Below are 22806 nucleotides of genomic sequence, written 5' to 3'. Positions count from 1 at the left end.
GCGACGTGGTGATCGGGGCCGACAGCCACACCTGCACCTACGGGGCCCTGGGGGCCTTCTCCACGGGCGTGGGCTCCACCGACCTCGCCGCGGCCATGGTCACCGGCGAGGCCTGGTTCAAGGTGCCCGAGTCCATGAAGTTCGTGTACCACGGCGAGCTCCAGCCCTGGGTGGAGGGCAAGGACCTCATCCTCTACACGATCGGGCGGATCGGGGTGGACGGGGCCCTCTACCGGGCCATGGAGTTCACGGGCCCCGTGATCGAGCGGCTCGGCATGGACGACCGGTTCACCATGGCCAACATGGCCATCGAGGCCGGGGGGAAAAACGGCATCATCGCCCCCGACGCCACCACCCGGGCCTACGTGGAGGGCCGGGCGAAGCGCCCCCCCGTCTACTACGCGAGCGACCCCGACGCCCGCTACGCCGAGGTGATCGACATCGACGTGGGCCGGGTCAAACCCCAGGTGGCGTTCCCCCACCTCCCGTCCAACACCCGGCCCATCGACGAGGTGGGCGAGGTCCCGATCGACCAGGTGGTGATCGGGTCGTGCACCAACGGCCGCATCGAGGACCTCAGGCGGGCCGCCCGGGTGCTCCGGGGCCACAGGGTGGCCAAGTACGTGCGGTGTATCGTGATCCCGGCCACCCAGGAGATCTACCGCCAGGCCGTCCGGGAGGGGCTCGTGGAGGTGTTCCTCGACGCGGGCTGCGCCGTGTCCACCCCCACCTGCGGGCCGTGCCTGGGCGGCCACATGGGCATCCTGGCCAAGGGGGAGCGGGCCGTGGCCACCACGAACCGGAACTTCGTGGGCCGCATGGGCCATCCCGAGAGCGAGGTCTATCTGGCGAGCCCGTCGGTGGCCGCGGCCAGCGCGCTCAAGGGGCGGATCGCGAGCCCCGAGGAGGTGGTGTCGTGAAATTTCGCGGAACCGTCTGGAAGTTCGGCCCCGACATCGACACCGACCGGATCATCCCGGCCCGGTACCTGAACACGAGCGATCCGGCCGAGCTCGCCAAACACTGCATGGAGGACGAGGACCCGGAGTTCGTGCGGAAGATGAAGCCGGGCGACATCATCCTGGCCGACAAGAACTTCGGCTGCGGCTCGAGCCGGGAGCACGCCCCCATCGCCATCAAGGCGGCCGGGGTGAGCTGCGTGATCGCCCGGAGCTTCGCCCGCATCTTCTACCGCAACGCCTTCAACATGGGGCTCCCCATCTTCGAGTGCCCCGAGGCCTTCGACGGCATCGAGGAGGGGGACGAGGTGGAGGTGGACGCGGGCTCCGGCGTGATCCGCAACCTGACCCGGGGCACCGAGTTCCGGGCCGCCCCGATCCCGCCGTTCATGCAGGAGCTCATCGCCGACGGCGGTCTCATGGCCCACATCGCCAAGAGGGCCGCCAAGGGGTGACCGGCCCGGCCGGGGTGGAGGCCTACGCCGTCGCGCCCCCGGGGCTCGAGGACGTCCTGGCCGACGAGCTCCGGGGGCTGGGACTCCCCGGGGTCCGGCCCGAGGAGGGCGGGGTGGCCTTTTCGGGCTCGCGGGAGGACCTTTGGCGCGCCAACCTGGAATCGGCCGTGGCGGGCAGGGTGCTCGTGCGGCTCGCCCGGTTCCGGGCCCGCACCCCGGCCCGGGCGGCCCGGGAGCTGGGCCGCGTGCGCTGGGGCGAGTGGCTCCCCCCGGGGGCCCGGCTCGAGGTGCGGGTGGCTCGGCACCGGAGCCGGCTCCACACCGGGGCCCTGGCCGAGGCGGTCCGGGAGGCCGCGGCCCGCGCCCTGGGCCCCCCCGGCGCGGGCCCGCCCTTTTCGGTGCGGGTGCGGGTGGTGGCGGACGAGGTGGTGATGAGCCTCGACACCTCGGGCGACCACCTTCACCGCCGGGGCTACCGGCTCGACCCGGGAGCCGCGCCCCTGCGGGAGAACCTGGCCGCGGGCCTGCTCCGGGCCGCCGGCTGGAACGGCACCGAGCCGCTCCTTGACCCCATGGCCGGCTCCGGCACGCTCCCCATCGAGGCCGCCCGCCTGGCCCTCGGGATCCCCCCCGGGTGGCAGCGGGCGTTCGCGTTCGAGCGGTTCGCGAACCACGACCCCGCCCGCTGGGACGCCCTGCGCTCCGAGCGGCTCTCCCGGATCCGGCGGGACCTCCCGGCCCCGGTGTTCGCGGCCGACCGATCGGCCGCCGCTCTGCGCCGGCTCCGGGACGCGGCCCGGCGGGCCGGGGTGGCCGACCACTTGCAGGTGGCCGAGGCTGATCTAGAATGGCTCTTCCCTCCGGCCCCGACCGGGATCCTGGTGGCCGATCCTCCCCACGGCCGGCGGCTGGGGGGATCCGATGCAGCCCTGGGCGCCCTGGCGGCGGCGCTCACCGGGCCGTTCCGGCGGTGGCGCTGGGCCATCCTGACGCCCGACCCCGCCCGACTTGCGGCCGAGGGCCTGCGGCCGCGGGGGATCCGGTGGGTGCGGCACGGGGGCCGGCGGCTCGCCTGGGTGACGGGCGGTCCCGGCTAGAAAACCGAATCGCCCCTGAGGGGCGGAAAGGAAGACCAGGGGGTGGACGCGGTCGGAGGGAGTTTCCCCTGGCGGGAGGTGCTGGAGGCCCTCGTGGTGCCGGTCAGCCTCCACGACCGGGAGTTCCGGGTCCTCTACCAGAACCCGGCCCACCGGAGGGCCTTCGGCCCGGCCGAGGGCCGGCGATGCCACGAGTTCCTCTGGGGCCGGGCCGCGCCCTGCGACCCCTGCCCGGCCCGGACCGGCCGCACCGCGACCCAGACCCGGCCGCTTCCCAGCGGGCCGGCCGAAACCACGGCGGTGCCCCTGGGCGACGGCCCGTCCTTCGTCCTCGAGTGGACCGCCCCCCGCTCGCCCCGGCGGTGGGTGCTCGACACCCTGCACCGGGCCTTCGAGGTGGCCGACACGGCCATGTTCGTGGAGGAGCTGGGGGGTGAGATCCTCGACGTCAACGCCGCGGCCGAGGCGCTGTTCGGCATGCCCCGGGAGGCCCTGGTGGGCCGAAACGTCCTCGAGATCCTCCCCGAGGAGAGCCGGTCCCTGTACCCCCAGGTGCGAGAGACCCTCCTGCGGGACGGCCGGTTCGAGGTGGAGGCCTGGCAGCCCCGGGCCGACGGGTCCCGGTTCCTGGCCCGGGTGGCCGGGGTGCTCCACCGGGATCCGGAGGGCGAGTTCGCCGTGGTCACGGTGCGGGACGTCACCGCCGAGCGCCTGGAACGGGAAACCCTGGCCGAGCGGGCCCGGGAGCTCGAGGGGTTCCTGTACGCCGTGGCCCACGATCTGCGGGGGCCTTTGGGAACCGTGAAGGGATACGCGGCGCTCCTGGCGGAGCGGCTCGCCGAGGGTCGGCCCGAGGGCGCCGAGCGGCTCTGCGGCGAACTCCGGGCCCAGGTGGAGCGCCTGGGGACGCTTTTCGACGACCTTCTGGTGTTCGCGCGACTCGGGGCCGAGCGCCCGGCCCCCCGTGCCGTGGATCTCGCGGCGGCCTGCCGGAGCGCCTGGGCCGACCTGGCGCTCCGGGTCGAGGAGGCCGGGGCCCGGTTGATCCTGGACGACGACCTGCCGACCCTCCGGATCGCCCCCGTGCGGCTCCACCAGGTCCTGCTCAATCTCTTCGGCAACGCCCTGCGCTACCGGTCGCCCAACGAGCCGCCGGTGGTCCGGGTCCGCAAGGCCGGGCCCGGCGAGGCCGACCCGCGGGCCGGGTACGCCTGGGTCGTGGTTGAAGACAACGGCATCGGGATTCCCACGGGCATGGAGGAGCGCGTGTTCGAGCTGTTCGTGCAGGGCCGCAAGGGGGCAGGGGGCTCGGGTGTGGGGCTCGCCATCGTCCGGCGGATCGCCGAGGCCGAGGGGGGGCGGGTGTTCGCCCGGTCGGAGCCCGGCCGGGGCACCCGGTTCTACCTGGAGCTTCCGGAGGCGCCGGCGTGACCGGGGTCGTGCTCCTCAACATGGGGGGCCCCGACTCCCTGGAGGCCGTGGGCCCCTTCATGGAGAACCTCTTTTCCGATCCGGAGATCCTGCGGTTTCCCCTGTCGCGGTGGCTCCAGAGGCCCCTGGCCCGGTGGATCCGAAGGAAGCGCACCCCCAAGGTCGTGGAGCGCTACCGTCAGATCGGCGGAAAAAGCCCCATCGCCGAGATCACCCGGGCCCAGGCCGCCGCCCTGGAGGCCGAGCTGGGGGAGGGATGGGCCGTGGCCGTGGCCATGCGCTACTGGCATCCCCGGGCCCGGGCCGCCGCGGCCGAGCTGCGGGAACGGGGTGCCGACCGGCTCGTGGTGCTCCCCCTCTACCCCCACTACAGCCGGGCCACCACGGGCTCGAGCCTGGCCGACCTGGAGAGAGCCCTCGAGGCCGAGGGCCTCGCGGGGCTTCCCCGTCGGGTGATCCGCTCCTGGCACGACCATCCCCTCTACCTCGACGCCCTGGCCGAGGCCGTGGCCGAGGGGCTCGAGGGCTTCGAGGGGGCCACCGTGCTCTTTAGCGCCCACAGCCTGCCCCAGCGGCTGATCGACCGGGGCGACCCCTACCTCGACCACATCCGGACCTCCGTGGCCGGCGTGGTGGAACGCCTCGGGCACCCACCCCACCGGCTCGCGTTCCAGAGCCGCACCGGCCCGGTGCGCTGGCTGGGGCCCGGGGTGGAGGAGACCCTCCGGGAGCTCGCGGCCGCGGGGGTCGAGCGGGTGTGCGCCGTGGCCGTGAGCTTCGTCTCCGACCACATCGAGACCCTCCACGAGATCGACGTGGAGTACGCCGAACTGGCCCGGTTTCTGGGCATCGGCGGGTTCCGGAGGGCCCCCTCCCTCAACACCCGCCCCGCGTTCATCCGGGCCCTGGCGGCCCTGGCGCGGGAGGCGGGGGAAGGCGTATCGTCTTCACCGACGGTTCACTGACCGGGGAGGGGCGCCTCCCCGGCGTTTCCCACACAAGGAGTTCGGTTTCCGCCATGAAGCCTCGCCCCCTGCTGCGCCGGTCCGGCCCCGACTTCCCCCTCGACGAGGTGGTGGAGCGCGACGAGCCCAACCTGTACCGTGACGTGTTCCCCTACGTGGAGGTGCCCCGGGTGCCCTTCGACGGGGTGCTCCTGCCGCCCAGCCCCCCCGAGGAGCTCTGGATCACCGACACCACGTTCCGCGACGGCCAGCAGGCCCGGCCGCCCTACACGCCCAAGCAGATCGAAACCCTCTACACGTTCCTCCACCGGCTCGGGGGCCCCAACGGCGTGATCCGGCAGACCGAGTTCTTCCTCTACGCCGACCGGGACCGGGAGGCCGTGGAGCGCTGCCAGGCCCTGGGGTACCGGTACCCCGAGATCACGGCCTGGATCCGGGCCAACCCCGAGGACTTCAAGCTGGTCAAGGCCATGGGCATCCGGGAGACCGGGATTCTGACCTCGGTGTCCGACTACCACATCTATCTCAAGCTCGGGAAAAAGCGGCGCGAGGCCCTGCGGGACTATCTTCGGGTGGTGGACGCCGCCCTGGAGGAGGGGGTGGTGCCCCGGTGCCACTTCGAGGACGTGACCCGGGCCGACGTGTACGGGTTCGTGGTGCCCTTCGCCCGGGCGCTCATGGAGCGGAGCCGCGAGGCCGGCCTCCCCGTGAAGATCCGGCTCTGCGACACCATGGGGTTCGGGGTCCCCCACGCGGGGGCGGCCCTACCGCGCAGCGTGCCCCGGCTCGTGCGAGCCCTGGTGGACGAGGCCGGGGTGCCGCCCGAGCAGCTCGAATGGCACGGCCACAACGATTTCCACAAGGTGCTGATCAACGCCTCGACGGCCTGGCTCTACGGCTGCGCCGCGGCCAACGGAACCCTCCTGGGGTTTGGGGAGCGCACGGGGAATCCCCCGATCGAGGGCCTCGTGATCGAGTACATGGAGCTCACGGGCTCCGCCAACGGCATGGACCCCACGGTGATCACCGAGATCCGGAACTATTTCGAGCGGGACCTGGGGGTCCACATCCCGCCCTCCATGCCGTTCGTGGGCAGCGAGTTCAACGTGACCCGGGCCGGCATCCACATCGACGGGATCGCGAAGAACGAGGAGATCTACAACATCTTCGACACCGAGCGGATCCTAGGCCGCCCCATGGGCATCGCGGTCACCGACAAATCGGGCCTGGCCGGCATCGCCCACTGGATCAACACCCACTTGGCCCTCCCCCCGGAGCGGCGGGTGGACAAGCGCCATCCCGGGGTGGCCAAGATCCACCGGGCCGTGATGCGCCAGTTCGAGGAGGGCCGCACCACGGCGCTCTCGGCCGAGGAGATGGAGCGCAAGGTCCGCAAGTACATGCCGGAGCTCCTGGTCAGCGAGTACGACCGGCTCAAGGCCCGGGTGCGCGAGGCCGCGGCCCACGTGCTCGAGCGGCTGGTGGAGCACCCGGACGTCCGGTCCATGGACCCCGAGCGCATGGAGCGGGTCATGCGGGAGGCGGCCGAGGAGCACCCCTTCATCCAGTTCGTGTACGCGACCGATCTCGAGGGCCGCAAGATCACCCGCAACGTGACCCAGGTGGAGGACCGGGGCAAGTACGCCGAGTACGAGGTGGCGGCGAACTACGCCGACCGGGTGTGGTTCACGGAGCCGGTGCGTACCGGGAAGCTCTGCCTGACCGACATCTACACCTCGAAGGTCACCGGCCGGCTCACCATGACCGTGTCGGCCCCCATTTACGACGCCGAGGACCGCATGGCCGGGGTCATGGGCATCGACATCAAGTTCGAGGAACTCGCGCGGGAGGAGGGGGACGAGGAGTAGGCCGGGTTTGCCCCCGACCGCACGGTCGGTCTATAAGGGGCGGATCGAACCGCTTTCCGTTGAGGGAGGAGAAGCCATGCGAGAGGTAGTGATCGTTTCCGGAGCCCGTACCGCCGTGGGCAATTTCGGCGGGGCGTTCAAAGATGTGCCGGTGGCCGACCTGGGCGCCGCCGCCGTGAAGGGGGCGCTGACCCGGGCCGGGGTGCGGCCCGTGGCCGGGGAGGCGCTGCGGGCCGTGGGGCCCAAGGCGCTGGCCGACCAGGGTCCCATCGACCTGGAAACCCGGCACTACGACTACGACGAGGCCCTCGCCCCGCTCCAGGTGGACGAGGTGATCCTGGGCAACGTGGTGGGGGCCGGCCAGGGCCAGAACGTGGCCCGCCAGGCCTCGATCCGGGCCGGGGTGCCCAAGGAGACCCCGGCGTTTACGGTGAACAAGGTGTGCGCCTCGGGCATGAAGGCCGTGGCGCTCGCGGCCCAGGCCATCCGCGACGGCGAGGCCGACGCCGTGGTGGCCGGCGGCATGGAGAACATGAGCCGCATCCCCTACGCGCTCCCGGCGGCCCGCTGGGGGGCCCGGATGAACGACACCCCGCTCGTGGACCTCATGGTCCACGACGGGCTCTGGGAGTGCTTCTACGGGTACCACATGGGCCACACGGCCGAGAACCTGGCGGCGCTCTACGGCATCACCCGTGAGGAGCAGGACGAGCTCGGGGCCCTGAGCCACCAACGGGCCCGGGCGGCCCAGGCCGACGGCCGGTTCGCGGCCGAGATCGTACCGGTGGCCGTGCCCCAGCGAAAAGGCGACCCCGTGGTGGTGGACACCGACGAGCGGCCCATGGACACGAGCGTCGAGAAGATGGCCAAGCTCCGGCCGGCGTTCAAGAAGGACGGCACCGTGACCGCCGGGAACGCCTCGGGGATCAACGACGGCGCGGCCGCGCTTTTGCTCATGGGGGCCGACAAGGCCGAGGCCGCGGGTTTGAAGCCCCTGGCCCGGGTGGTGGCCTGGGCCTCGGGCGGCGTGGACCCGGCCTACATGGGCCTCGGGCCCGTGCCGGCCACCCGGAAGGCCCTCGCCAAGGCGGGGCTCACCGTGGCCGACCTGGATCTCGTGGAGCTCAACGAGGCCTTCGCGGCCCAGGCCATCGCCTGCATGCGGGAACTGGAGCTCGACCTCGAGAAGACGAACGTGGTGGGAAGCGGCATCTCCCTGGGCCACCCCATCGGGTGCTCCGGCGCCCGGATCGTGGTGACCCTGGTGAACGAGCTTCGCCGCCGGGGCGGCCGGTACGGGCTCGCCACCCTGTGCATCGGCGGCGGCCAGGGCATGGCCCTGGTGGTGGAGGCGCTCTAGGCCGGCGCCGGGGGTGCAGTGAACCGAGTCGTTGTCGGGGCCCTCTCGGGGGCCCTGCTTTTTTCGGCAGCCTGGGGCGGGCCCCATGGGGCGTGGACCCTGCGGGCCGGGGTGGTGAGGGAGGTGCCCCGCTCCCGCGGGCCCGATGGGTACGGAAACCACGGCAAGTTCGACGGCACGAACGCGGCCGAGCTGAACGCCGCGGATCGGGCCAACGCCAACTGGGACCAGGCCACCGGGCTTTCGGCCGAGCTCGTTCGGGAAATCCGGTGGCGCCTCCCGCTGGGGCTTCACCTGGGGTGGGACGCGTACCTCCAGGGCGTTTTCGTGGACACCGAGTTCAACGAAACCCAGGAGGACTGGGTGTACGCCACGGCCGCGGGCGGGGTGCGCCTCGCCGTCGGGTGGGGCCCCCTGGGGGTCCAAGGGGGAGGCGGGATCGGGGCAGGCCGGGTGGCCGAGCGGTGGGCCGGCCTCTGGGCCCGGGGGGTCGGGCTCGGCCTGGGGCCGCTTCGGGTGAGCCGGGAGGTGCAGGCACTCGAAGGGGGCCGGGAGGTGGAACTCACACATTTCGCGTGGACTTTCCCCTTGGGAGATTCGGGTCCTCCTCCCCTCTTCGGCGACCCCTGGCGGGTCGGGGTGTTCACCCGGTGGAGCCGCCACCCCGGCCGCGCCGTGGACACGTACCACCAGACCGGGATCTCCCTGTCCCGGTTTTTCGGCGACCCCGGCCAGCCGCGGCGGCTCGTCCTGGAGGTCGAGGTGAGCGAGGCGCCGGTGGAGTCCACCCGGCGCCGGCCCCTGCGGGAGGGGGTGGATCACAACTTCCGGACCCAGGACGAGGTGTTCTGGGGCGTTTACGCGGGAGAACGCCGGCGGTGGGGCCCGGCGGCCCTGGACTTCCGGGCCGGGGTCGAGGCCTTCTACGAGGGCGACGACCGGGTGAACGCCGGCCGGGAAACCGGGTGGTTCGTGGGAGCGGCGGGGAAGCTCACGGCCTGGTACCAATCCCCCGGGGGCACGGCCTACGGGGCCGGCATCGCCGTGGGCGTGGATCCCTTCGGGGTCCGGTGGGGCCCGCACCTGGCCGTGGAGGCGGATCTGTGAGGGGGAGGCTTGCGGCTTGGAAGGTTTCTTCGGCTCCTACGGGACCCTACGACGGGTCAAGGTGTGCCCGGTGTGGGAGCGCCTTCCGAGGCGCGATCCGGGCGGCAAGGCCCGAAAGGAGGGGCGTCGCGGCCCGGAGGCCGGTTCCCTAGGCTGGGCCCGGCGGTGACGCTGGAACCCCGAAGGGTTTCCAGTGGCCTAGCCGTCGGCTGCCAAGCTGCCCAGCGCAACTCATACCCAAGCAAGGAGGTGTCGCCGTGAAGATCCTCGGCATCGTCGGAAGTCCCCGGTCCCCCGAGGAGTCCGGGGTCCACACCCTGGTCACCCTCTGCCTCGAGGCCACGGGGCTCCCCCACGAGATCGTGCACCTCAGGGGCAGGCGGATCGGCGGGTGCATCGCGTGCCTCGGGTGCGTGGCCGACAACGTGTGCAAGGTGGCCGACGACATGGCCCCCTTGCGAGAGAAGATCGCCGAGGCCGACGCTTACGTGATCGGGGCGCCCAACTACTACTCGGGCCTCAACGCCACGACCCACGCCTTCCTGGAGCGGTGGTACCAGTTCCGGCACCGGGAGGGCGACGCCCTGTGGGGCAAGCTCGGGGTGGCCATCGGCGTGGGGGGTGGGGACGGACGGTTCCCGGCCGACGAGATCGAGAAGTTCTTCCTCTACAACTTCATCGAGACCGTGGCCAAGGTGTCGGGGCAGGGGGCGGCGTCGTGCTTCACCTGCGGGTACGGCGAAACCTGCAAGGTGGGGGTGCCCTACTTCCTCTACGGCGAGGGCGTGAAGATCACCGAGGAGAAGATCCCCAGGGTTACGAAGCAGCCCGGCGTTCTCGAGGCGGCCCGGGCGGCCGGGACGGAGTTGGCCCGCCGGCTCACCCAGGGCCACGACCGGGCCGAGGTGACCCGCCGCATGCAGGCCCTCATGATGCAGCGGTTCAAGGAATCGACCTGAAAAGGGGTGCCCGGATGGCCCTGCCGGTTTTGCACGTGTTTCGCAACAACCTCCGGGGGGCGAGACGTTCCGGGGTGCGGCGTGGTTTTCCCGCCAGACCGGGATCCCCCTGCGGGTGCACTTCCCCGCCACCTGGTGCTCCACACCGGGTCGGCCGCGGTGCAGGCCGATCTCGACGCGTCGTACGTGGACGCCCCGGAGCTCGCCCGGGCCCAGGCGCCCGGCGCCCTGCTCTCGGGCGAGGCCTAGCCGGCTCCCTGGGCGACCTCTCTCAGAACCCCCACCACCTCCTCGATGATCCAGGCCGGGGTCGAGGCCCCGGCGGTCACCCCGACCCGGGCGAGCCCCCGGATCTCGTCCAGGGGGAGCTCGTCGGGGGTTTCCACGTGGTAGGTGCGGGGGCAGATCCCCTTGCAGATCTCGTACAGGCGCCGGGTGTTGGCCGAGTTGCGTCCCCCGATCACCACCACCGCGTCCACCCTCTGGGCGAGCTCCCGGGCCTCGGTTTGGCGCCGGTGGGTGGAGCTGCAGATCGTGTTTAGAGCCTCGGCCCCGGGGTAGCGCTCGGCCACCCGCCGCACCACCTCGTCGAACACCCCCTCGTCCTGGGTGGTCTGGGACACGAGGAGCACCCGGTCCAGGGCCGGAAGCCGGTCCACCTCGCCCGGCCCCCCCACCACGAAGGCCGGGCCCCGGGCGTGTCCCAGAAGCCCCGTGACCTCGGGGTGGTCGGCGTCACCGCAGATGATCACCGCGTAGCCCCGGCCGCTGTAATCCGCGATGGTTTGCTGGATGCGGCTCACCTTGGGGCAGGTGGCGTCCACCACCCGCTCGGCCTCGGCCTCGAGCCGCTCGCGCTCCTGGGGAGGGATCCCGTGGGCCCGCACGATCACCGGCGCCCGGGGCACCGCCCCGGCCCCCAGCGGCACGATGCCCTCGCCCTTGAGGCGCTCGAGCTCCTGGGGGTTATGAATGAGGGGCCCGTGGGTGTACACGGTGCGCCCCTCGGCCCCCGCCACCTCCCGGGCCATCTCGATGGCCCGCCGAACCCCCATGCAAAACCCGGCCGACCGGGCCACCACGATCTCCATCCGAAGGTGCCTCCTAATCTCCCGTTGTATTCGCCCGCAGGGGAACCCCGGCACACGCCGTAGGGCTCCGCGCGCCAGTTTACCACCCCGCGGGCCCAAGGTTCATCCGACGAGCGGGAGAACCCCGTCCCAGGCGCCCGCGCCCGGCGGCGCCTCCCTCGGGTTCCCCGCGCGGCACAGGGCGCCTCGGCCCCCCCGGACCGTCTCTGGTTGACCGCGACGATGCCGCCGCCGTAGGCTGACAACCCCAGCACGACCCGCCGGCTGGCAAGCCGGCGCAGCGGAAGGACACCGGGTGCCATGAGCAAAGACGGTACGGATATCTTGGCCGCCGATGAGGTGGAACAGCTCACGTTCGACATGCTCCGCAACGCGGGGTACGACGTGGACGGCGGGGAACACGTCGCGTTCGGGTTGCTCGCGATCACGTCCGCAGTCCGCGTGTTCGAGGTGCTCGAAAGGGCCCAGCGGGCTCCCGCACTCGTCCGGTCCGTGGGCCGGAATGACCCGTGCCCGTGCGGGAGCGGCCGCAAGTATAAGAAATGCTGCGCGGGGAAGGGGTTCGGCTCCACCTCATGGGGCATCCTCCTGCCAGAGAACCCCCGCGATCTTGTGCCGGTCAACCCGTTTGCCGAAACCTGTCGTGATCTGACGACCCTGGCGGAACTGCTCCGGGAAGACCCCGACCTGAAGCGGGTCCGGTTCCCGATTCCGCTGGTGGAGGAGTTTCTGGAGGGGGAAGAACCCGCCGACCCGGAGGCCGGCGACGCCCGCATCGACCAGGCGGTGGAGCGCTACCTCTGGACGATCGAAGATCCGGTGCTGGCGTGGGACCTCAACCTCCTGTTCGAGGAGGCGGCTCCCCGCTGGTCCCGCGACGTGGACGCCCTCCGGGCGCTGGCTCTGGGGGCGGCGTTTACACGGCTCGACGAGATCTTCGGGGAGGAAGGGGAGGACGACGAAGCCGAAGACCCCGAGCGGCCCCCGAACCTGCTTTACCGGATGCTCTACGACCTGTCGGCGATGGAGTGGTGCGCCCCCGGGGTCGCTGTCGCGGCGGCGGTGCGCGAGGCCGGGGGGGAGGAGGCCTTCCGCCGGCGGGTTGCGACGGGAAACCCCGCAGTCCCGGGCAGCCTGCCCAAGCCCTTTGCCCCCCAACCGGACCTTCTGCCCGCATTTGACGAGGGGCGCCGGTGGACGGAAACGTTGGCGCAGGGGATCCGGGACGGAAAGCTCCCCGAGGGACTTCCGCTCGAGTCCTGCCTCCCGTTGATCGCCCGGCTGGAGGCCGAGGTCGCCGAGGCGCCGGTGGCCGAAGATCGCCTCCGGGAACTCATGGCGTTTTCGGTGCGGGAGCTCGGGGCGGAAGACGTGGATGTTTTCGACAGACTGCTCGGGGATTGGATCGACCGACACGGGCAGACCGCCGACGAGGAGACCCTCGTATTCCTCGGCACCCTGCGCACGGCGCTCCTCGGCGCCGGCACCACGGGCGCCCTGGGGCCCGCCCTGCTCGGCTGGAGCCTGCGGCACCCCCTCTGTGCGGCCTTTCCGGGAGTCCCCGCACCGCCCGAGGGTTCGGGCGACCTGAGAAACGCACTCACTCCGTCGTTTTTGGAACGGTACGGCGAGTTCCTGTATGAGAAAGGGTTTCCTGCGATGGCGTTTCGGGTGTGGCGACTCTGTCCCCTTTTCGGCCACCTGAGCCCACACATCCGAAGGAAAATGGCCGAACCGCTCCCGGGCGCCGCGCGACGGTGAGAGAGGCGTTCCGACCGCCCCGGGGGGACCAAGGGGGGCCGCCGCCCCCCCGACGTCAAGGCCGCCGGTTCAGCCCCGCCATGCCCGAGGATGCTGCCCCGTCCTCCGCAGTCGCCTTCCCCCTGTCCCCGTCCCATCGCTCAGGCATGCATTGCTACACGACAGGGAAAGCCAGCAGCGGTACCTTGCGGCGGGGAACCGCGTCGCGACGCCGCGGAGCAGTTTTCGAATCGCTACCCCCCTATTCCCAAGTTGCGCTCCACCAGGCCCCTTGCCGGGCCGAATCAGGAAGCGGCAGCTTTGAACGCAAGTTGGTATCAGTCCCCCAGAAACCGGTTCAGCAGCCCGCCCTGGGCGTCGCCGGAGCCCGTGCTTCGGCGCACGGCCGAGGCGATCCGGTCGGCGAGCCGCGAGAACGGCAGGCTCTGCAGGTACACCCGTCCGGGCCCGGTGAGCCGGGCGAGGAAGAGCCCCTCGCCCCCGAAGAGGGCGTTCTTGAACCCGCCCACCATCTGGATGTCGTAGGTGACCGTGGGCGCCAGGGCCACCAGGCAGCCGGTGTCCACCCGGAGGGTTTCGCCCGCCGCCAGGTCCCGCTCGATCACGGTTCCGCCGGCGTGGACGAACGCCATCCCGTCGCCCGTGAGCTTCTGGAGGATGAACCCCTCGCCGCCGAAGAGCCCCACCCCGAACTTCCGGGTGAAGGCCACCTCGATCTCCACCCCGGCCGCGGCGCAGAGAAACGCGTCCTTCTGGCACAGGAAGGCGCCCCCGAGGGCCCCGAGGTCCAGCGGCACGATCCGGCCCGGGTACGGGGCCGCAAACCCCACCCGGCGCTTTCCCCGGCTTCGGTTCACGAACGAGGTGATGAAGAAGCTCTCGCCGGTGACCATGCGCTTGAGGCCCGAGAAGATCCCCCCGCCGGTGGAGGTCTGCATCTCGACCCCGTCCTCCAGAAACGTCATGGCCCCGGCCTCGGCCCGCACGGCCTCCCCGGGGTCGAGCTCCACCTCCACGAGCTGCATCTCCGCGCCGTGAATCTCGTAGTCGATCACATCGGCCATGGGAGTCCTCCTTTCGCCGGGGGGTGACAAGGGAACGCCGCCGTCTCCTTCGGGTCCGTGCCCGACCGACCGTCCCACAGCCGGGACCGCCTGTAAAGCCCCCCGGGCGCGGGGCGACCCCGCCCGCCGGTTGAAATCGCCGCGGCCCTCTGCCAGGGTAGGCGGCGCAAGCGACGCCTGACCCTTCCGGAGAGCCCGACCATGGCCGACCCTTCCTTCGACTGGATCGCCTTCGACCGCAAGCACCTGTGGCACCCCTACGCCGCGGTGGAGAGCCCCGTGCCGGTGTTCCCGGTGGTGGGGGCCCGGGGGGTGCGCCTCGAGCTCGCCGACGGCCGCACCCTGATCGACGGCATGGCCTCCTGGTGGTCGGCCATCCACGGGTACAACGTGCCCGAGCTCAACCGCGCCGCCGCCGAGCAGCTCGGGCGCATGAGCCACGTGATGTTCGGGGGGCTCACCCACCCCCCCGCGGCCGAACTGGGCCGGCTCCTCGTGGACCTCACCCCAGCGCCCCTGGACCGGGTGTTTTTCTGCGACTCGGGCTCGGTGGCCGTGGAGGTGGCGATCAAGATGGCCCTCCAGTACTGGCAGGCCGTGGGGAGGCCGGGCCGGCGGCGGCTCCTCACGATCCGCCGGGGCTACCACGGCGACACCTTCGGGGCCATGAGCGTGTGCGACCCGGAGACGGGCATGCACCGCATCTGGCGGGGCCTCCTGCCCGAGCACCTCTTCGCCCCCGCCCCCCGCTGCCGGTTCGAGGATCCCTGGGACGAGGCCGACATCGCCCCGTTCGCCGGGCTCCTCGAGGCCCATCGCCACGAGGTGGCCGCCGTGATCCTGGAGCCCGTCGTCCAGGGGGCGGGGGGCATGTGGTTCTACTCGCCCTCGTACCTCAAACGGGTGCGGGAACTGTGCGACGAGCACGACGTGCTCCTCATCGCCGACGAGATCGCCACCGGGTTCGGCCGCACCGGCCGGCTCTTCGCCTGCGAGCACGCCGGCATCGCGCCCGACATCCTGTGCCTGGGCAAGGCGCTCACCGGCGGATACATGACGCTGGCCGCCACCCTGACCACCACCCGGATCGCGCAGGGGATCTGCTCGGGGGAGCCCGGGGTGTTCCTCCACGGGCCCACCTTCATGGCGAACCCGCTCGCCTGCGCCGTCGCCGCCGCGAGCGTGCGGCTCCTCCTCGAAAGCCCCTGGCAGGAGCGGGTGGCCCGGATCGAGGCGGGGCTGCGGCGGGGCCTCGCCCCTTGCGCGGGGCTCCCCCACGTGGCCGACGTGCGGGTTCTCGGCGCGATCGGGGTCGTGGAACTCACCGAACCCGTGGACATGGTGCGGGTGCAGCCGCGGTTCGTGGAGGAGGGGGTGTGGGTGCGCCCCTTCGGCCGGCTCGTCTACGTGATGCCGCCCTTCGTGATCTCGGAGGAGGACCTCTCGTTCTTGGCGGCGGCCGTATGCAGGGTGGTGGAGGGGATCGGCGAACCGCAGGACCGGTGATGGCCCCCGGGGGGCTACCGGAACAACTCGAGGAACCGGGCCGGAGGAAGGATCTCCACCGGGGGGACGGAACGCAAGGCGAGCAGGTGTCGGTCACCACTCACGATGTATTGTGCCCCCACGGCCAAGGCGCATGCGACGAACTTGTCGTCGTCGGGGTCGGCCTCGACCAGCCGGACGGCCGGAGGATCCGTGGCGAACACCACGTTGGGTCCGGTCGTCACCTTTCGCAGCAAGGTCGCCAACTCACCGCCCGGCCCGAGCCCCATGCGGCCCAGAACGGTCGCGTACTCCTCGACGATGTCCGCCGAGACACAGAGGGTGAACCGTCCCTCGTGCCAGAGGCGGAGCACCGCACGGGGTTTCCCCCCGAAGAACGACGACACGAACACGTTCGTGTCGATCACGACCCTCATGGCTCACGCCGCCGGGCCTCTGCCACGAACCGGTCCACGTCGGCCGGACCGTAACCGTTCTCCCGGAGCCGGCGTCCAATCCGATCCCACAGCGCCTCCAACTGCCCGGCGGGATCCCGTTCCCGCACATAGCCCTCGACGAGTTCCCGGACGACCTCGCTGGTGGTCTTACCCTCTCCCCTGGCCGCACGGGCGAGACGGGCCTTGAGATCGGGATCGATCCGAACGAGAAGTTGTGCTCTCATGGAAACCCTCCGGAAGGGTAACCCTCGGTTTTCCGTCCTCCTTCGGGCCGGGGCCGCTCTGGGTGACCGACGCGAAAGGACATACGTAATATACAATATAGCAAGCTCCCGGCTTTCGTCACCCCGGAGTTCGGCTAAACTCTTCGGCAGTCGCGTTCGGCTCTTCCGTTGCCTCGCTCGCCCCTAGGGGATGCTCCTCCCATGAGCGCCTTCGCCGTTGAAGCCCAGGACCTCTGGAAAACCTATGCGCGGGCCGACGGGCCGGCCCTCCAGGGCGTGACGTTCGCCGTGCGGCCGGGGGAGGTGGTGGCCGTGGTGGGCCGCAGCGGGTCGGGCAAGACGACGCTCCTGAACCTCGTGGCGGGGCTCGACCGGCCCGACCGGGGAACGGTCCGGGTGGCGGGCCAGGACCTCCGGGCGCTGGGGGAGCACGGCCGCACCCGGCTTCGGCGGGAACGGCTCGGGTTCGTGTTCCAGTTCTTCAACCTGCTGCCCACCCTGACGGCCCGGGAGAACGTGCTCCTGGCCCTGGAGCTGCGCGGCCGGGCCGACCCCCGCCGGGCCGACGAGGCCTTGGAGGCCGTGGGCCTGGCGGACAAGGCCCACCGCTACCCCCATGAACTCTCGGGCGGCGAGCAGCAGCGGGTGGCCGTGGCCCGGGCCCTGGTGAAGGACCCGGCCGCCATCCTGGCCGACGAGCCCACCGGGAACCTGGACACCCGCACCGGGGACGAGGTGCTCGCCCTCCTGTGCCAGGCCGCCCGGGACCGGGGCGCGGCCCTCGTGATGGCCACCCACAGCGAGCGGGCCGCCCGGGCCGCCGACCGGGTGCTCCGGATGGCCGACGGACGCCTGACGGAGGACGTCTCGCCGTGACCACCGTGGTCCGGGCGTTCCTCCGGTATCTGCCGCGAAGGAAAACCCTGAGCCTCCTACAGGTCCTCGGGATCGCCTTCGGGGTGGCCTCGGCCGTGGGCATGGCCCTCTCGGCCCGGGCCGCCCTGGGGAGCCTCACCCGGGCCGTGGAGTTCCTGTCGGGCAAGGCCACCCACACCCTGGCCCGGCCGGCCGGCCCCCTGGAGGAAACGGTGCTGCCCCGGGTGGCCCGCGATCCGGCGGTGGCCGCCCTCTCCCCGGTGATCGACCGGAGGGTCGGCCTCGCCTCGGGGGAGATCGTGCGGTTCCTCGGCGTCGATCCCCTGCTCGACCGGGCGTTCCGGCCCGACCTGGCCCCTCCGGAGGACGCGGGGTTCCGGTTCCTGACCGAACCCGACACCTGCCTCGTCGACCGGGCCACGGCCGGCCGGCTGGGGCTCGAGCCCGGGGGCCGGCTAGCCACGGCCCGGGGGGACCTGACCGTGCTCGGCACCTTCCCCAACCCGGCCGGGGAGCCGGTGGTCCTGGTGGATCTCGCCACGGCCCAGGAACTCCTGGGACTCCGGGGCGTGGTGGACCGGGTGGACCTGGTTCTTACCGACCCCGAGGGGTTCCGCGCCCGGTGGGGCACGGGGTTTCGGGTGGAGGGGGCCGGGGAGCGGGCCCGCACCCTGCGGGAGATGCTCCGGGCGTTTCGCCTCAACCTGGAGGCCCTTTCGCTCATGGGCCTCTTCGTCGGCGTCTTTCTCGTGTACAACACGGCCATGTTCGCCGTGGTGACCCGGCGGCGCGACGCCGGGGTGCTCCGGAGCCTCGGGGTGTACCGCCGGGAGGTGGCCGGCGCGTTCCTGGTGGAACTCGGGATCCTGGGCCTCGCCGGCGGGATTCTGGGATCGGCCCTGGGCTTCGCCCTGAGCCGGGGGCTCACGGCCCGGGTGGGCGAGGCCGTGAGTCAGGTGTATTTCTTCCTTCGGCCCCAGCCGCCCGAATGGACCTGGGCCGGGGCCGCCGCCGGGGTCGTCCTGGGGTGGGGGGCGAGCCTCCTGGGGGCCGCCTACCCCCTGCGGGACCTCGTCACGGCGGACCCGGTGGCCGCCCTGCGGGGCCGGGTGCCGGAGCGGGGCGCGGCCCGGGCGGCCCGGCGGGCCGGCTGGATCGGGCTCGGGGTGGCCGGGGTGAGCGGGGCGCTCTTTTTCCCGGCCTCGGTCCACGTGTACGCCGGGTTCGCCGGGGCGTTCGGGCTCCTGGTGGCCGCAAGCCTCGAGGCCGGGCTCCTCCTCAAGGCCCTGGGCCGGCCCCTCGAAGCCCTGGCCGGCCGGGCCGCCGGCCTGGTGGGCCGGGTGGCCGTGGGGAACCTCCGGCGCAGCGGGGGCCGGGCGGCCGTGGCCGTGGCCGCCTTCGGGGTGGCCCTGGCCATGACCGTGGCGCTCTCCATCCTGGTGGGGAGCTTCCGCCACACCCTCGTCCGGTGGATGACCGGCCAGCTCACGGGCGCCCTCTACGTGGCCCCCCAGGCCGAGATCGAGGTGCCGGCCGAGTTCTACGACGAGGTGCGCCGGATCCCCGGGGTGGCCGGCCTCGACCCCTACCGGAACGTGCGGATCCGGTACGGCGACGCCACGGCCTTCGTCACGGCGGTGGACGCCCGGGTGCTTCGCCGGTTCGCCCGGTTCGACTGGCTCCAGGGCGACGACCGGGCCTGGGACGCCGTGGCCGGGGGCGGCGCGATCGTCTCCGAGAGCTTTTACCGGCGGTTCGGGGTGGGGCGGGGCGGGTCCGTGGAACTCCAGGGGGCCGGGGGGCCGGTGCGGCTCCCCGTGGCCGGGGTGTTCTACGACTACACCTCGGAACACGGGGTCGTCATGATGGACCGGGCGACCTACCTTCGGGTGTTCCGCGACCCCACCATCGACAGCCTCGGCGTGTTCCTGGAGCCCGGCGATCCCCGGGGCCCCGAGGCCCTCCGCCGGGTGCGGGACCTCGCGGCCGCCCGGGGCCTGCCCGTGCTCGACCAAAAGGCCCTCCACGACGAGATCCTGGCCGTGTTCGACGCCACCTTCGGGGTCACCCGGTCCATGCGCTGGATCGCGGTGGCGGTGGCGTTCTTGGGCATCGCCGGGGCCCTGACCACCCTCTACCTGGAGCGGCAGCGGGAGTTCGGGATCCTGCGGGCCCTGGGGTTCTCCACGGGGCAGGTGGCGGCCATGACCCTGGTGGAGGGGCTCGCCCTGGGGCTTCTGAGCTTCGCCCAGGCCGCCGGGGCCGGCACGGCGCTGGGGATCGTGCTGATCCGGGTGATCAACCTCCAGAGCTTCCACTGGACCGTGTTCTGGAAGCCCGACCCGGGGCCCTACCTGGCCGCCTTCGGCGTCGCCCTGGCGGCGAGCGCGGCGGCGGCCCTCTACCCCATGTACCGGGTGTGGCGCACGTTTCCCCAGATGCAGATCCGGGAGGAGTGATGAAAGGAAGACGGGGAAGGCTCCGGTGGGTTTGGGCGGTGGTCCTGGCCCTGGCCCTCTCCGGGACGGCGTGCGCCGAAGACGGGTTCGCCTGGCCCCAGGCCGACCGGCCCCGGGAGTGGTCGTTTCCCCGGGATTTCGGCGCCCATCCGGCCTACCGCACCGAGTGGTGGTACTTCACGGGGAACCTCCGGGACGCCGAGGGGGGCCGATACGGCTACCAGTTCACGGTGTTCCGGGTGGCCCTCCGGCCGGAGCCCGCGCGGCCCGAGAACCCCTGGTCGGTCCGCGACGTGTTTCTGGCCCACCTGGCCGTCACCGACGGGCCGGGGGGCGCGTTCCGGTACGCCGACCGCGCCTCCCGGCCGGGCCCCGGCCTCGCGGGCGCCGCACCCGACGACCTGGGGGTGTGGGTGCTCGACTGGGAGGCCCGGCGGGGCGAAGACGGGGTGATCCGGGTGCGGGCCCGGGAGGGGGAGTTCGGGGTGGACCTGGAACTCACCCCCCGAAAGCCCCCGGTGCTCCACGGTGCGGGCGGCCTGAGCCGAAAGGGGCCCCGGCCGGGCCAGGCCAGCTACTACGCCTCCCGCACCGATCTCGCCACCCGGGGCCGGGTCCGCACACCCCGGGGCGAGCGGGAGGTCACCGGCACGAGCTGGTTCGACCAGGAGTTCGGCTCGAACCAGCTCGCGGAAGACCAGGCCGGGTGGGACTGGGTGAGCCTCCACCTCTCGGACGGCCGGGACCTCATGCTCTACGTGCTCCGGCGCACCGACGGCGCGGTCGAACCGGCGAGCTCCGGCACCCTGGTCGGGCCCGACGGCACCCCAAAGCATCTGCCCTGGGGCTCGTTCGAGCTCACGCCCCTGGCCCACTGGACGAGCCCCCGCTCGGGGGGCCGCTACCCGATCCGGTGGCGGGTCCGGGTGCCGTGGGCCGGGATCGACCTCACCGTGGACCCCCTGCTCCAGGATCAGGAACTCGTGACCTCGGGCACCACGGGCGTCACCTACTGGGAGGGCGCCGTGTGGGGCTCGGGCGCCTCGGCCGGCGGACCGGTCACGTGCGAGGGCTACGTGGAGCTCACCGGATACGCCGGGAGCCTGGGCGGGCTCTTCTGACCCGGCACCCCGGCGTTGTGCGGGCCCGGCGAGGGGCCTACAATTTCCCGCTCAATATCGCTGAATAGGTTTTCGCAGAGGAGGTGACACATGCGGAGAATCCTGGTGGCAGCGTTGGGGCTCGCGCTGGCCGCGGCCGGGCCGGCCCGGGCCGGGGACCTGGAGGAGGCCCGGGGGCTCGTCGGGACCTTCGCCTCCCGGCTCAAAGGCGAACTCGCGGCGGCCCTCCAAGAGGGCGGCCCGGAACGGGCCGTGGCCGTCTGCCGGGAGAAGGCCCCGAAGATCGCCCGGGAGCTCTCGGAGAAGACCGGGTGGCGGGTCGGCCGCACGGCGCTTCGGGTGCGAAACCCCCGAAACGCCCCGGACGCCTGGGAGCGGCAGGGCCTCGAGGCGCTGGCGCGGCGGCTCTCCCAAGGCAAGCCTGCGGCGTCGCTGGAGATCGCCGAGGTCGTCGACGGGCCCGACGGCAAGCGGTTCCGGTACCTGAAGGCGATTCCCACCGGAACCCCGTGCCTCACCTGTCACGGCGAGAACCTGGCCCCGGGGCTTGCGACCAAGATCCGGGAACTCTACCCCGAGGACCGGGCCACCGGCTTTCGCGCGGGCGAACTCCGGGGCGCGTTCACCCTGTCGAAGCCTTTGCCGTAGGGGGCGGCGCGACCGACGGGCGCGGCCGAGCAGCCTGGATCTCGGCGAAATTTCCGGGTACGCTGGACCTCGGAGGAAAACCTGCCCTTCCGATGGGAGGGGGAAGGCGAGGTTTCATGCATCCGTCCGTGCGGCGTGGATATCTACCGCTTGTAAACGAACTTCGGCGCCGATTCGGGCCGCGTCTCCGCTGCGTGGTGTTGTTCGGATCTCGAGCCCGCGGTGACGCTTCTCGGTTGAGCGACCACGACATTCTTGTGGTCGCCGAGGGCCTGCCGCCCGATCCCCTGGCACGCCAGCGGGAACTCGCATCCGCGCAGTTGGCCGTGTTGCGTGAGGTGCCGGGCCGGCTCGGCTTTGTGGCCAAAACCCCCGAGGAGTTCGAGCGGTCGCTAACGCCCCTGCTCCTCGACGTCTGCGCCGACGGCGTGTGCCTATACGGGGCCGACTACTTCGAGCCGTGGAGGGAACGGGCCGCCCGTGCGATCGAACGGTCTGGTCTGCGGCGCGAGCGGGTCGGGGCGACCCTCATGTGGCTGTTCCCGAAACCTCCCCCCAAGGACTGGGAACTGAGTTGGCGCGGGTACCGTGAGATCGCGTGACGAGATTTCCTATCGGCTCGCGCTCGCCGAAGGGTTCCTGCGGGAAGCCGAGCAGGATTTCGAGCTCGAACGGTGGCGCTCCTGCGTGGATAATCCGCAACTGTCGGTGGAAAACGCGGGAAAGGCGGTCTTGGCGATCTTTGGGGTGCCCCCGAAAACCCACGAGCCGGCCCAAGCCCTCGTTGCCTTGCTCGAAACCGGGCGGGTGCCCGACTCGCTGGCCACCGAGCTGCGCTCCTGCCTTCCGGATTTCCTGAGCCTGGGGTCGGCCGAGCATTTCCTAACCGATTACGGGGACGAATCCACCTATACGCTCCCGTGGGAACTGTTCACCGCCGAATCGGCCTCCGGGGCCCTCGAGGCGGCCCGCCGCTGCGTGAAATCGGCCCGCCGGGTTCTGGTTGCCTTCGACTCGTCCTGAGCGGAGCCTCCTGTGGCCGAGACAAGAACGGGGCCCCGACCGGGGCCCCGTTTTCGTGTGGGGTATCCGGCTCTTTTCTACACCTCGAGCTGGCGGCGGGCTTCCATGTCGAAGAGCACCCGCTCCTTCTTCTTGTGGATCCCCAGGGCCTCGCGCTTCTTGTTGATGTGGTCGATCATCAGCGCCGCCATCTTGTGCGGGTCCGCCTCGAACGCCCACTTCCCGCCGAGGTCCTGCTCGATCCCGCCAAAGATGTACTCCGCCCACTTCGTGCCCTCGATGAACGGGAACGTCACCCCAAACACCGTGAACACCCCGCTCGCCACGAAGTAGTGCCCGATCGCGATCGCCTTCTCGCTCATGTACTCCGGCGCCGCCCCCGCCACCGGCAGGTC

Annotated in this window: 22 protein-coding genes and 1 pseudogene; 18 read left to right on the top strand and 5 right to left on the bottom strand. The window is 71.9% G+C overall.

The genetic code is table 11. The features are described 5' to 3' along the window. The 10 genes from ACY0I8_RS08960 to ACY0I8_RS08915 form a co-directional block, all read left to right on the top strand. Window positions 1-920: 3-isopropylmalate dehydratase large subunit (locus tag ACY0I8_RS08960; protein ID WP_461394453.1), on the top strand; the 920-nt coding region annotated here is incomplete at its 5' end. Further along, on the top strand, window positions 917-1414 hold the full coding sequence (leuD, locus tag ACY0I8_RS08955; RefSeq protein WP_459942593.1) for a 3-isopropylmalate dehydratase small subunit: 498 nt from the start codon (window positions 917-919) through the stop codon (window positions 1412-1414). The genes ACY0I8_RS08960 and leuD, both read left to right, overlap by 4 nt. Continuing rightward, window positions 1411-2511, top strand: coding sequence for a THUMP domain-containing class I SAM-dependent RNA methyltransferase (locus ACY0I8_RS08950; protein ID WP_461394452.1), 1101 nt, complete (start codon window positions 1411-1413; stop codon window positions 2509-2511). Before leuD ends, ACY0I8_RS08950 begins: the two co-directional genes overlap by 4 nt. 42 nt (window positions 2512-2553) lie before the next feature. Beyond that, entirely contained in the window at window positions 2554-3942 is a 1389-nt protein-coding gene (locus ACY0I8_RS08945; RefSeq protein ID WP_461394451.1) for a sensor histidine kinase, read from the top strand. Further along, window positions 3939-4907 carry a ferrochelatase gene (hemH, locus tag ACY0I8_RS08940; RefSeq protein ID WP_461394450.1) on the top strand — a complete coding sequence of 323 codons (969 nt, stop codon included), beginning with the start codon at window positions 3939-3941 and terminating at the stop codon, window positions 4905-4907. Before ACY0I8_RS08945 ends, hemH begins: the two co-directional genes overlap by 4 nt. Before the next feature lie 53 nt (window positions 4908-4960). Then, entirely contained in the window at window positions 4961-6775 is a 1815-nt protein-coding gene (locus ACY0I8_RS08935) for a triose-phosphate isomerase (RefSeq protein WP_461394449.1), read from the top strand. 76 nt (window positions 6776-6851) lie between these two features. Beyond that, complete coding sequence (locus ACY0I8_RS08930; protein ID WP_461394448.1) at window positions 6852-8135, top strand: acetyl-CoA C-acetyltransferase; 1284 nt, start codon at window positions 6852-6854, stop codon at window positions 8133-8135. A gap of 18 nt (window positions 8136-8153) precedes the next feature. Then, window positions 8154-9242: a hypothetical protein gene (locus ACY0I8_RS08925; RefSeq protein WP_461394447.1), complete on the top strand. Its 1089-nt coding sequence runs from the start codon at window positions 8154-8156 to the stop codon at window positions 9240-9242. Window positions 9243-9499: 257 nt separating this feature from the next. Beyond that, a complete protein-coding gene (locus tag ACY0I8_RS08920) occupies window positions 9500-10201 on the top strand; it encodes a flavodoxin family protein (RefSeq protein WP_461394446.1) in 702 nt (233 codons plus the stop codon). Window positions 10202-10282: 81 nt separating this feature from the next. Further along, window positions 10283-10450, top strand: a complete 168-nt coding sequence (locus ACY0I8_RS08915; RefSeq protein ID WP_461394445.1) for a hypothetical protein — start codon at window positions 10283-10285, stop codon at window positions 10448-10450. Here ACY0I8_RS08915 and ispH read toward each other — a convergent pair. Further along, entirely contained in the window at window positions 10447-11292 is an 846-nt protein-coding gene (ispH, locus tag ACY0I8_RS08910) for a 4-hydroxy-3-methylbut-2-enyl diphosphate reductase (RefSeq protein ID WP_461394444.1), read from the bottom strand. The two genes, ACY0I8_RS08915 and ispH, sit on opposite strands and share 4 nt — an antisense overlap. 300 nt (window positions 11293-11592) lie before the next feature. Between ispH and ACY0I8_RS08905 the strand changes: the two genes are divergently transcribed. Then, window positions 11593-13053, top strand: coding sequence for a YecA family protein (locus ACY0I8_RS08905; protein ID WP_461394443.1), 1461 nt, complete (start codon window positions 11593-11595; stop codon window positions 13051-13053). 317 nt (window positions 13054-13370) lie between these two features. Here the strand turns inward: ACY0I8_RS08905 and ACY0I8_RS08900 are convergent, their stop codons facing one another. After that, window positions 13371-14117 (bottom strand): TIGR00266 family protein, encoded by a 747-nt coding sequence (locus ACY0I8_RS08900; protein ID WP_461394442.1) that lies wholly within the window; start codon window positions 14115-14117, stop codon window positions 13371-13373. 201 nt (window positions 14118-14318) lie between these two features. Here ACY0I8_RS08900 and bioA point away from each other — a divergent pair, with 201 nt between their 5' ends. Beyond that, window positions 14319-15623, top strand: coding sequence for an adenosylmethionine--8-amino-7-oxononanoate transaminase (bioA, locus tag ACY0I8_RS08895; RefSeq protein ID WP_461394441.1), 1305 nt, complete (start codon window positions 14319-14321; stop codon window positions 15621-15623). Window positions 15624-15637: 14 nt separating this feature from the next. Here the strand turns inward: bioA and ACY0I8_RS08890 are convergent, their stop codons facing one another. Next, window positions 15638-16039 (bottom strand): putative toxin-antitoxin system toxin component, PIN family, encoded by a 402-nt coding sequence (locus ACY0I8_RS08890; RefSeq protein WP_461394440.1) that lies wholly within the window; start codon window positions 16037-16039, stop codon window positions 15638-15640. Further along, window positions 16036-16284: a ribbon-helix-helix protein, CopG family gene (locus ACY0I8_RS08885; protein WP_461394439.1), complete on the bottom strand. Its 249-nt coding sequence runs from the start codon at window positions 16282-16284 to the stop codon at window positions 16036-16038. Before ACY0I8_RS08885 ends, ACY0I8_RS08890 begins: the two co-directional genes overlap by 4 nt. A 201-nt stretch (window positions 16285-16485) precedes the next feature. Between ACY0I8_RS08885 and ACY0I8_RS08880 the strand changes: the two genes are divergently transcribed. The 6 genes from ACY0I8_RS08880 (at window position 16486) to ACY0I8_RS08855 (ending at window position 22411) form a co-directional block, all read left to right on the top strand. Further along, window positions 16486-17160, top strand: coding sequence for an ABC transporter ATP-binding protein (locus ACY0I8_RS08880; protein WP_461394438.1), 675 nt, complete (start codon window positions 16486-16488; stop codon window positions 17158-17160). Next, a complete protein-coding gene (locus ACY0I8_RS08875; protein WP_461394437.1) occupies window positions 17157-19619 on the top strand; it encodes an FtsX-like permease family protein in 2463 nt (820 codons plus the stop codon). Before ACY0I8_RS08880 ends, ACY0I8_RS08875 begins: the two co-directional genes overlap by 4 nt. Beyond that, window positions 19619-20740: a lipocalin-like domain-containing protein gene (locus ACY0I8_RS08870; RefSeq protein WP_461394436.1), complete on the top strand. Its 1122-nt coding sequence runs from the start codon at window positions 19619-19621 to the stop codon at window positions 20738-20740. The genes ACY0I8_RS08875 and ACY0I8_RS08870 overlap by 1 nt, the downstream gene beginning before the upstream one ends. Window positions 20741-20830: 90 nt before the next feature. Then, a complete protein-coding gene (locus ACY0I8_RS08865) occupies window positions 20831-21388 on the top strand; it encodes a Tll0287-like domain-containing protein (protein WP_461394435.1) in 558 nt (185 codons plus the stop codon). 92 nt (window positions 21389-21480) lie between these two features. Further along, complete coding sequence (locus tag ACY0I8_RS08860) at window positions 21481-21990, top strand: nucleotidyltransferase domain-containing protein (protein WP_461394434.1); 510 nt, start codon at window positions 21481-21483, stop codon at window positions 21988-21990. Next, a complete protein-coding gene (locus ACY0I8_RS08855) occupies window positions 21977-22411 on the top strand; it encodes a HEPN domain-containing protein (RefSeq protein WP_461394433.1) in 435 nt (144 codons plus the stop codon). Before ACY0I8_RS08860 ends, ACY0I8_RS08855 begins: the two co-directional genes overlap by 14 nt. Before the next feature lie 77 nt (window positions 22412-22488). Here the strand turns inward: ACY0I8_RS08855 and ACY0I8_RS08850 are convergent. Then, a pseudogene (locus ACY0I8_RS08850) lies at window positions 22489-22806 on the bottom strand (anaerobic carbon-monoxide dehydrogenase catalytic subunit); the annotation flags it as partial.

The organism is Deferrisoma sp. (genome assembly GCF_054681715.1).
This window is presented reverse-complemented; position numbering and strand designations above follow the sequence as displayed.

What these genes read in the sequence shown, in the direction of transcription:
- ACY0I8_RS08935 (WP_461394449.1), top strand. Translation starts at nt 4,961, where the DNA reads ATGAAGCCTCGCCCCCTGCTGCGCCGGTCCGGCCCCGACTTCCCCCTC.
- ACY0I8_RS08930 (WP_461394448.1), top strand. Translation starts at nt 6,852, where the DNA reads ATGCGAGAGGTAGTGATCGTTTCCGGAGCCCGTACCGCCGTGGGCAAT.
- ispH (WP_461394444.1), bottom strand. Translation starts at nt 11,292, where the DNA reads ATGGAGATCGTGGTGGCCCGGTCGGCCGGGTTTTGCATGGGGGTTCGG.
- ACY0I8_RS08905 (WP_461394443.1), top strand. Translation starts at nt 11,593, where the DNA reads ATGAGCAAAGACGGTACGGATATCTTGGCCGCCGATGAGGTGGAACAG.
- ACY0I8_RS08900 (WP_461394442.1), bottom strand. Translation starts at nt 14,117, where the DNA reads ATGGCCGATGTGATCGACTACGAGATTCACGGCGCGGAGATGCAGCTC.
- bioA (WP_461394441.1), top strand. Translation starts at nt 14,319, where the DNA reads ATGGCCGACCCTTCCTTCGACTGGATCGCCTTCGACCGCAAGCACCTG.
- ACY0I8_RS08890 (WP_461394440.1), bottom strand. Translation starts at nt 16,039, where the DNA reads ATGAGGGTCGTGATCGACACGAACGTGTTCGTGTCGTCGTTCTTCGGG.
- ACY0I8_RS08885 (WP_461394439.1), bottom strand. Translation starts at nt 16,284, where the DNA reads ATGAGAGCACAACTTCTCGTTCGGATCGATCCCGATCTCAAGGCCCGT.
- ACY0I8_RS08880 (WP_461394438.1), top strand. Translation starts at nt 16,486, where the DNA reads ATGAGCGCCTTCGCCGTTGAAGCCCAGGACCTCTGGAAAACCTATGCG.
- ACY0I8_RS08870 (WP_461394436.1), top strand. Translation starts at nt 19,619, where the DNA reads ATGAAAGGAAGACGGGGAAGGCTCCGGTGGGTTTGGGCGGTGGTCCTG.
- ACY0I8_RS08865 (WP_461394435.1), top strand. Translation starts at nt 20,831, where the DNA reads ATGCGGAGAATCCTGGTGGCAGCGTTGGGGCTCGCGCTGGCCGCGGCC.
- ACY0I8_RS08860 (WP_461394434.1), top strand. Translation starts at nt 21,481, where the DNA reads ATGGGAGGGGGAAGGCGAGGTTTCATGCATCCGTCCGTGCGGCGTGGA.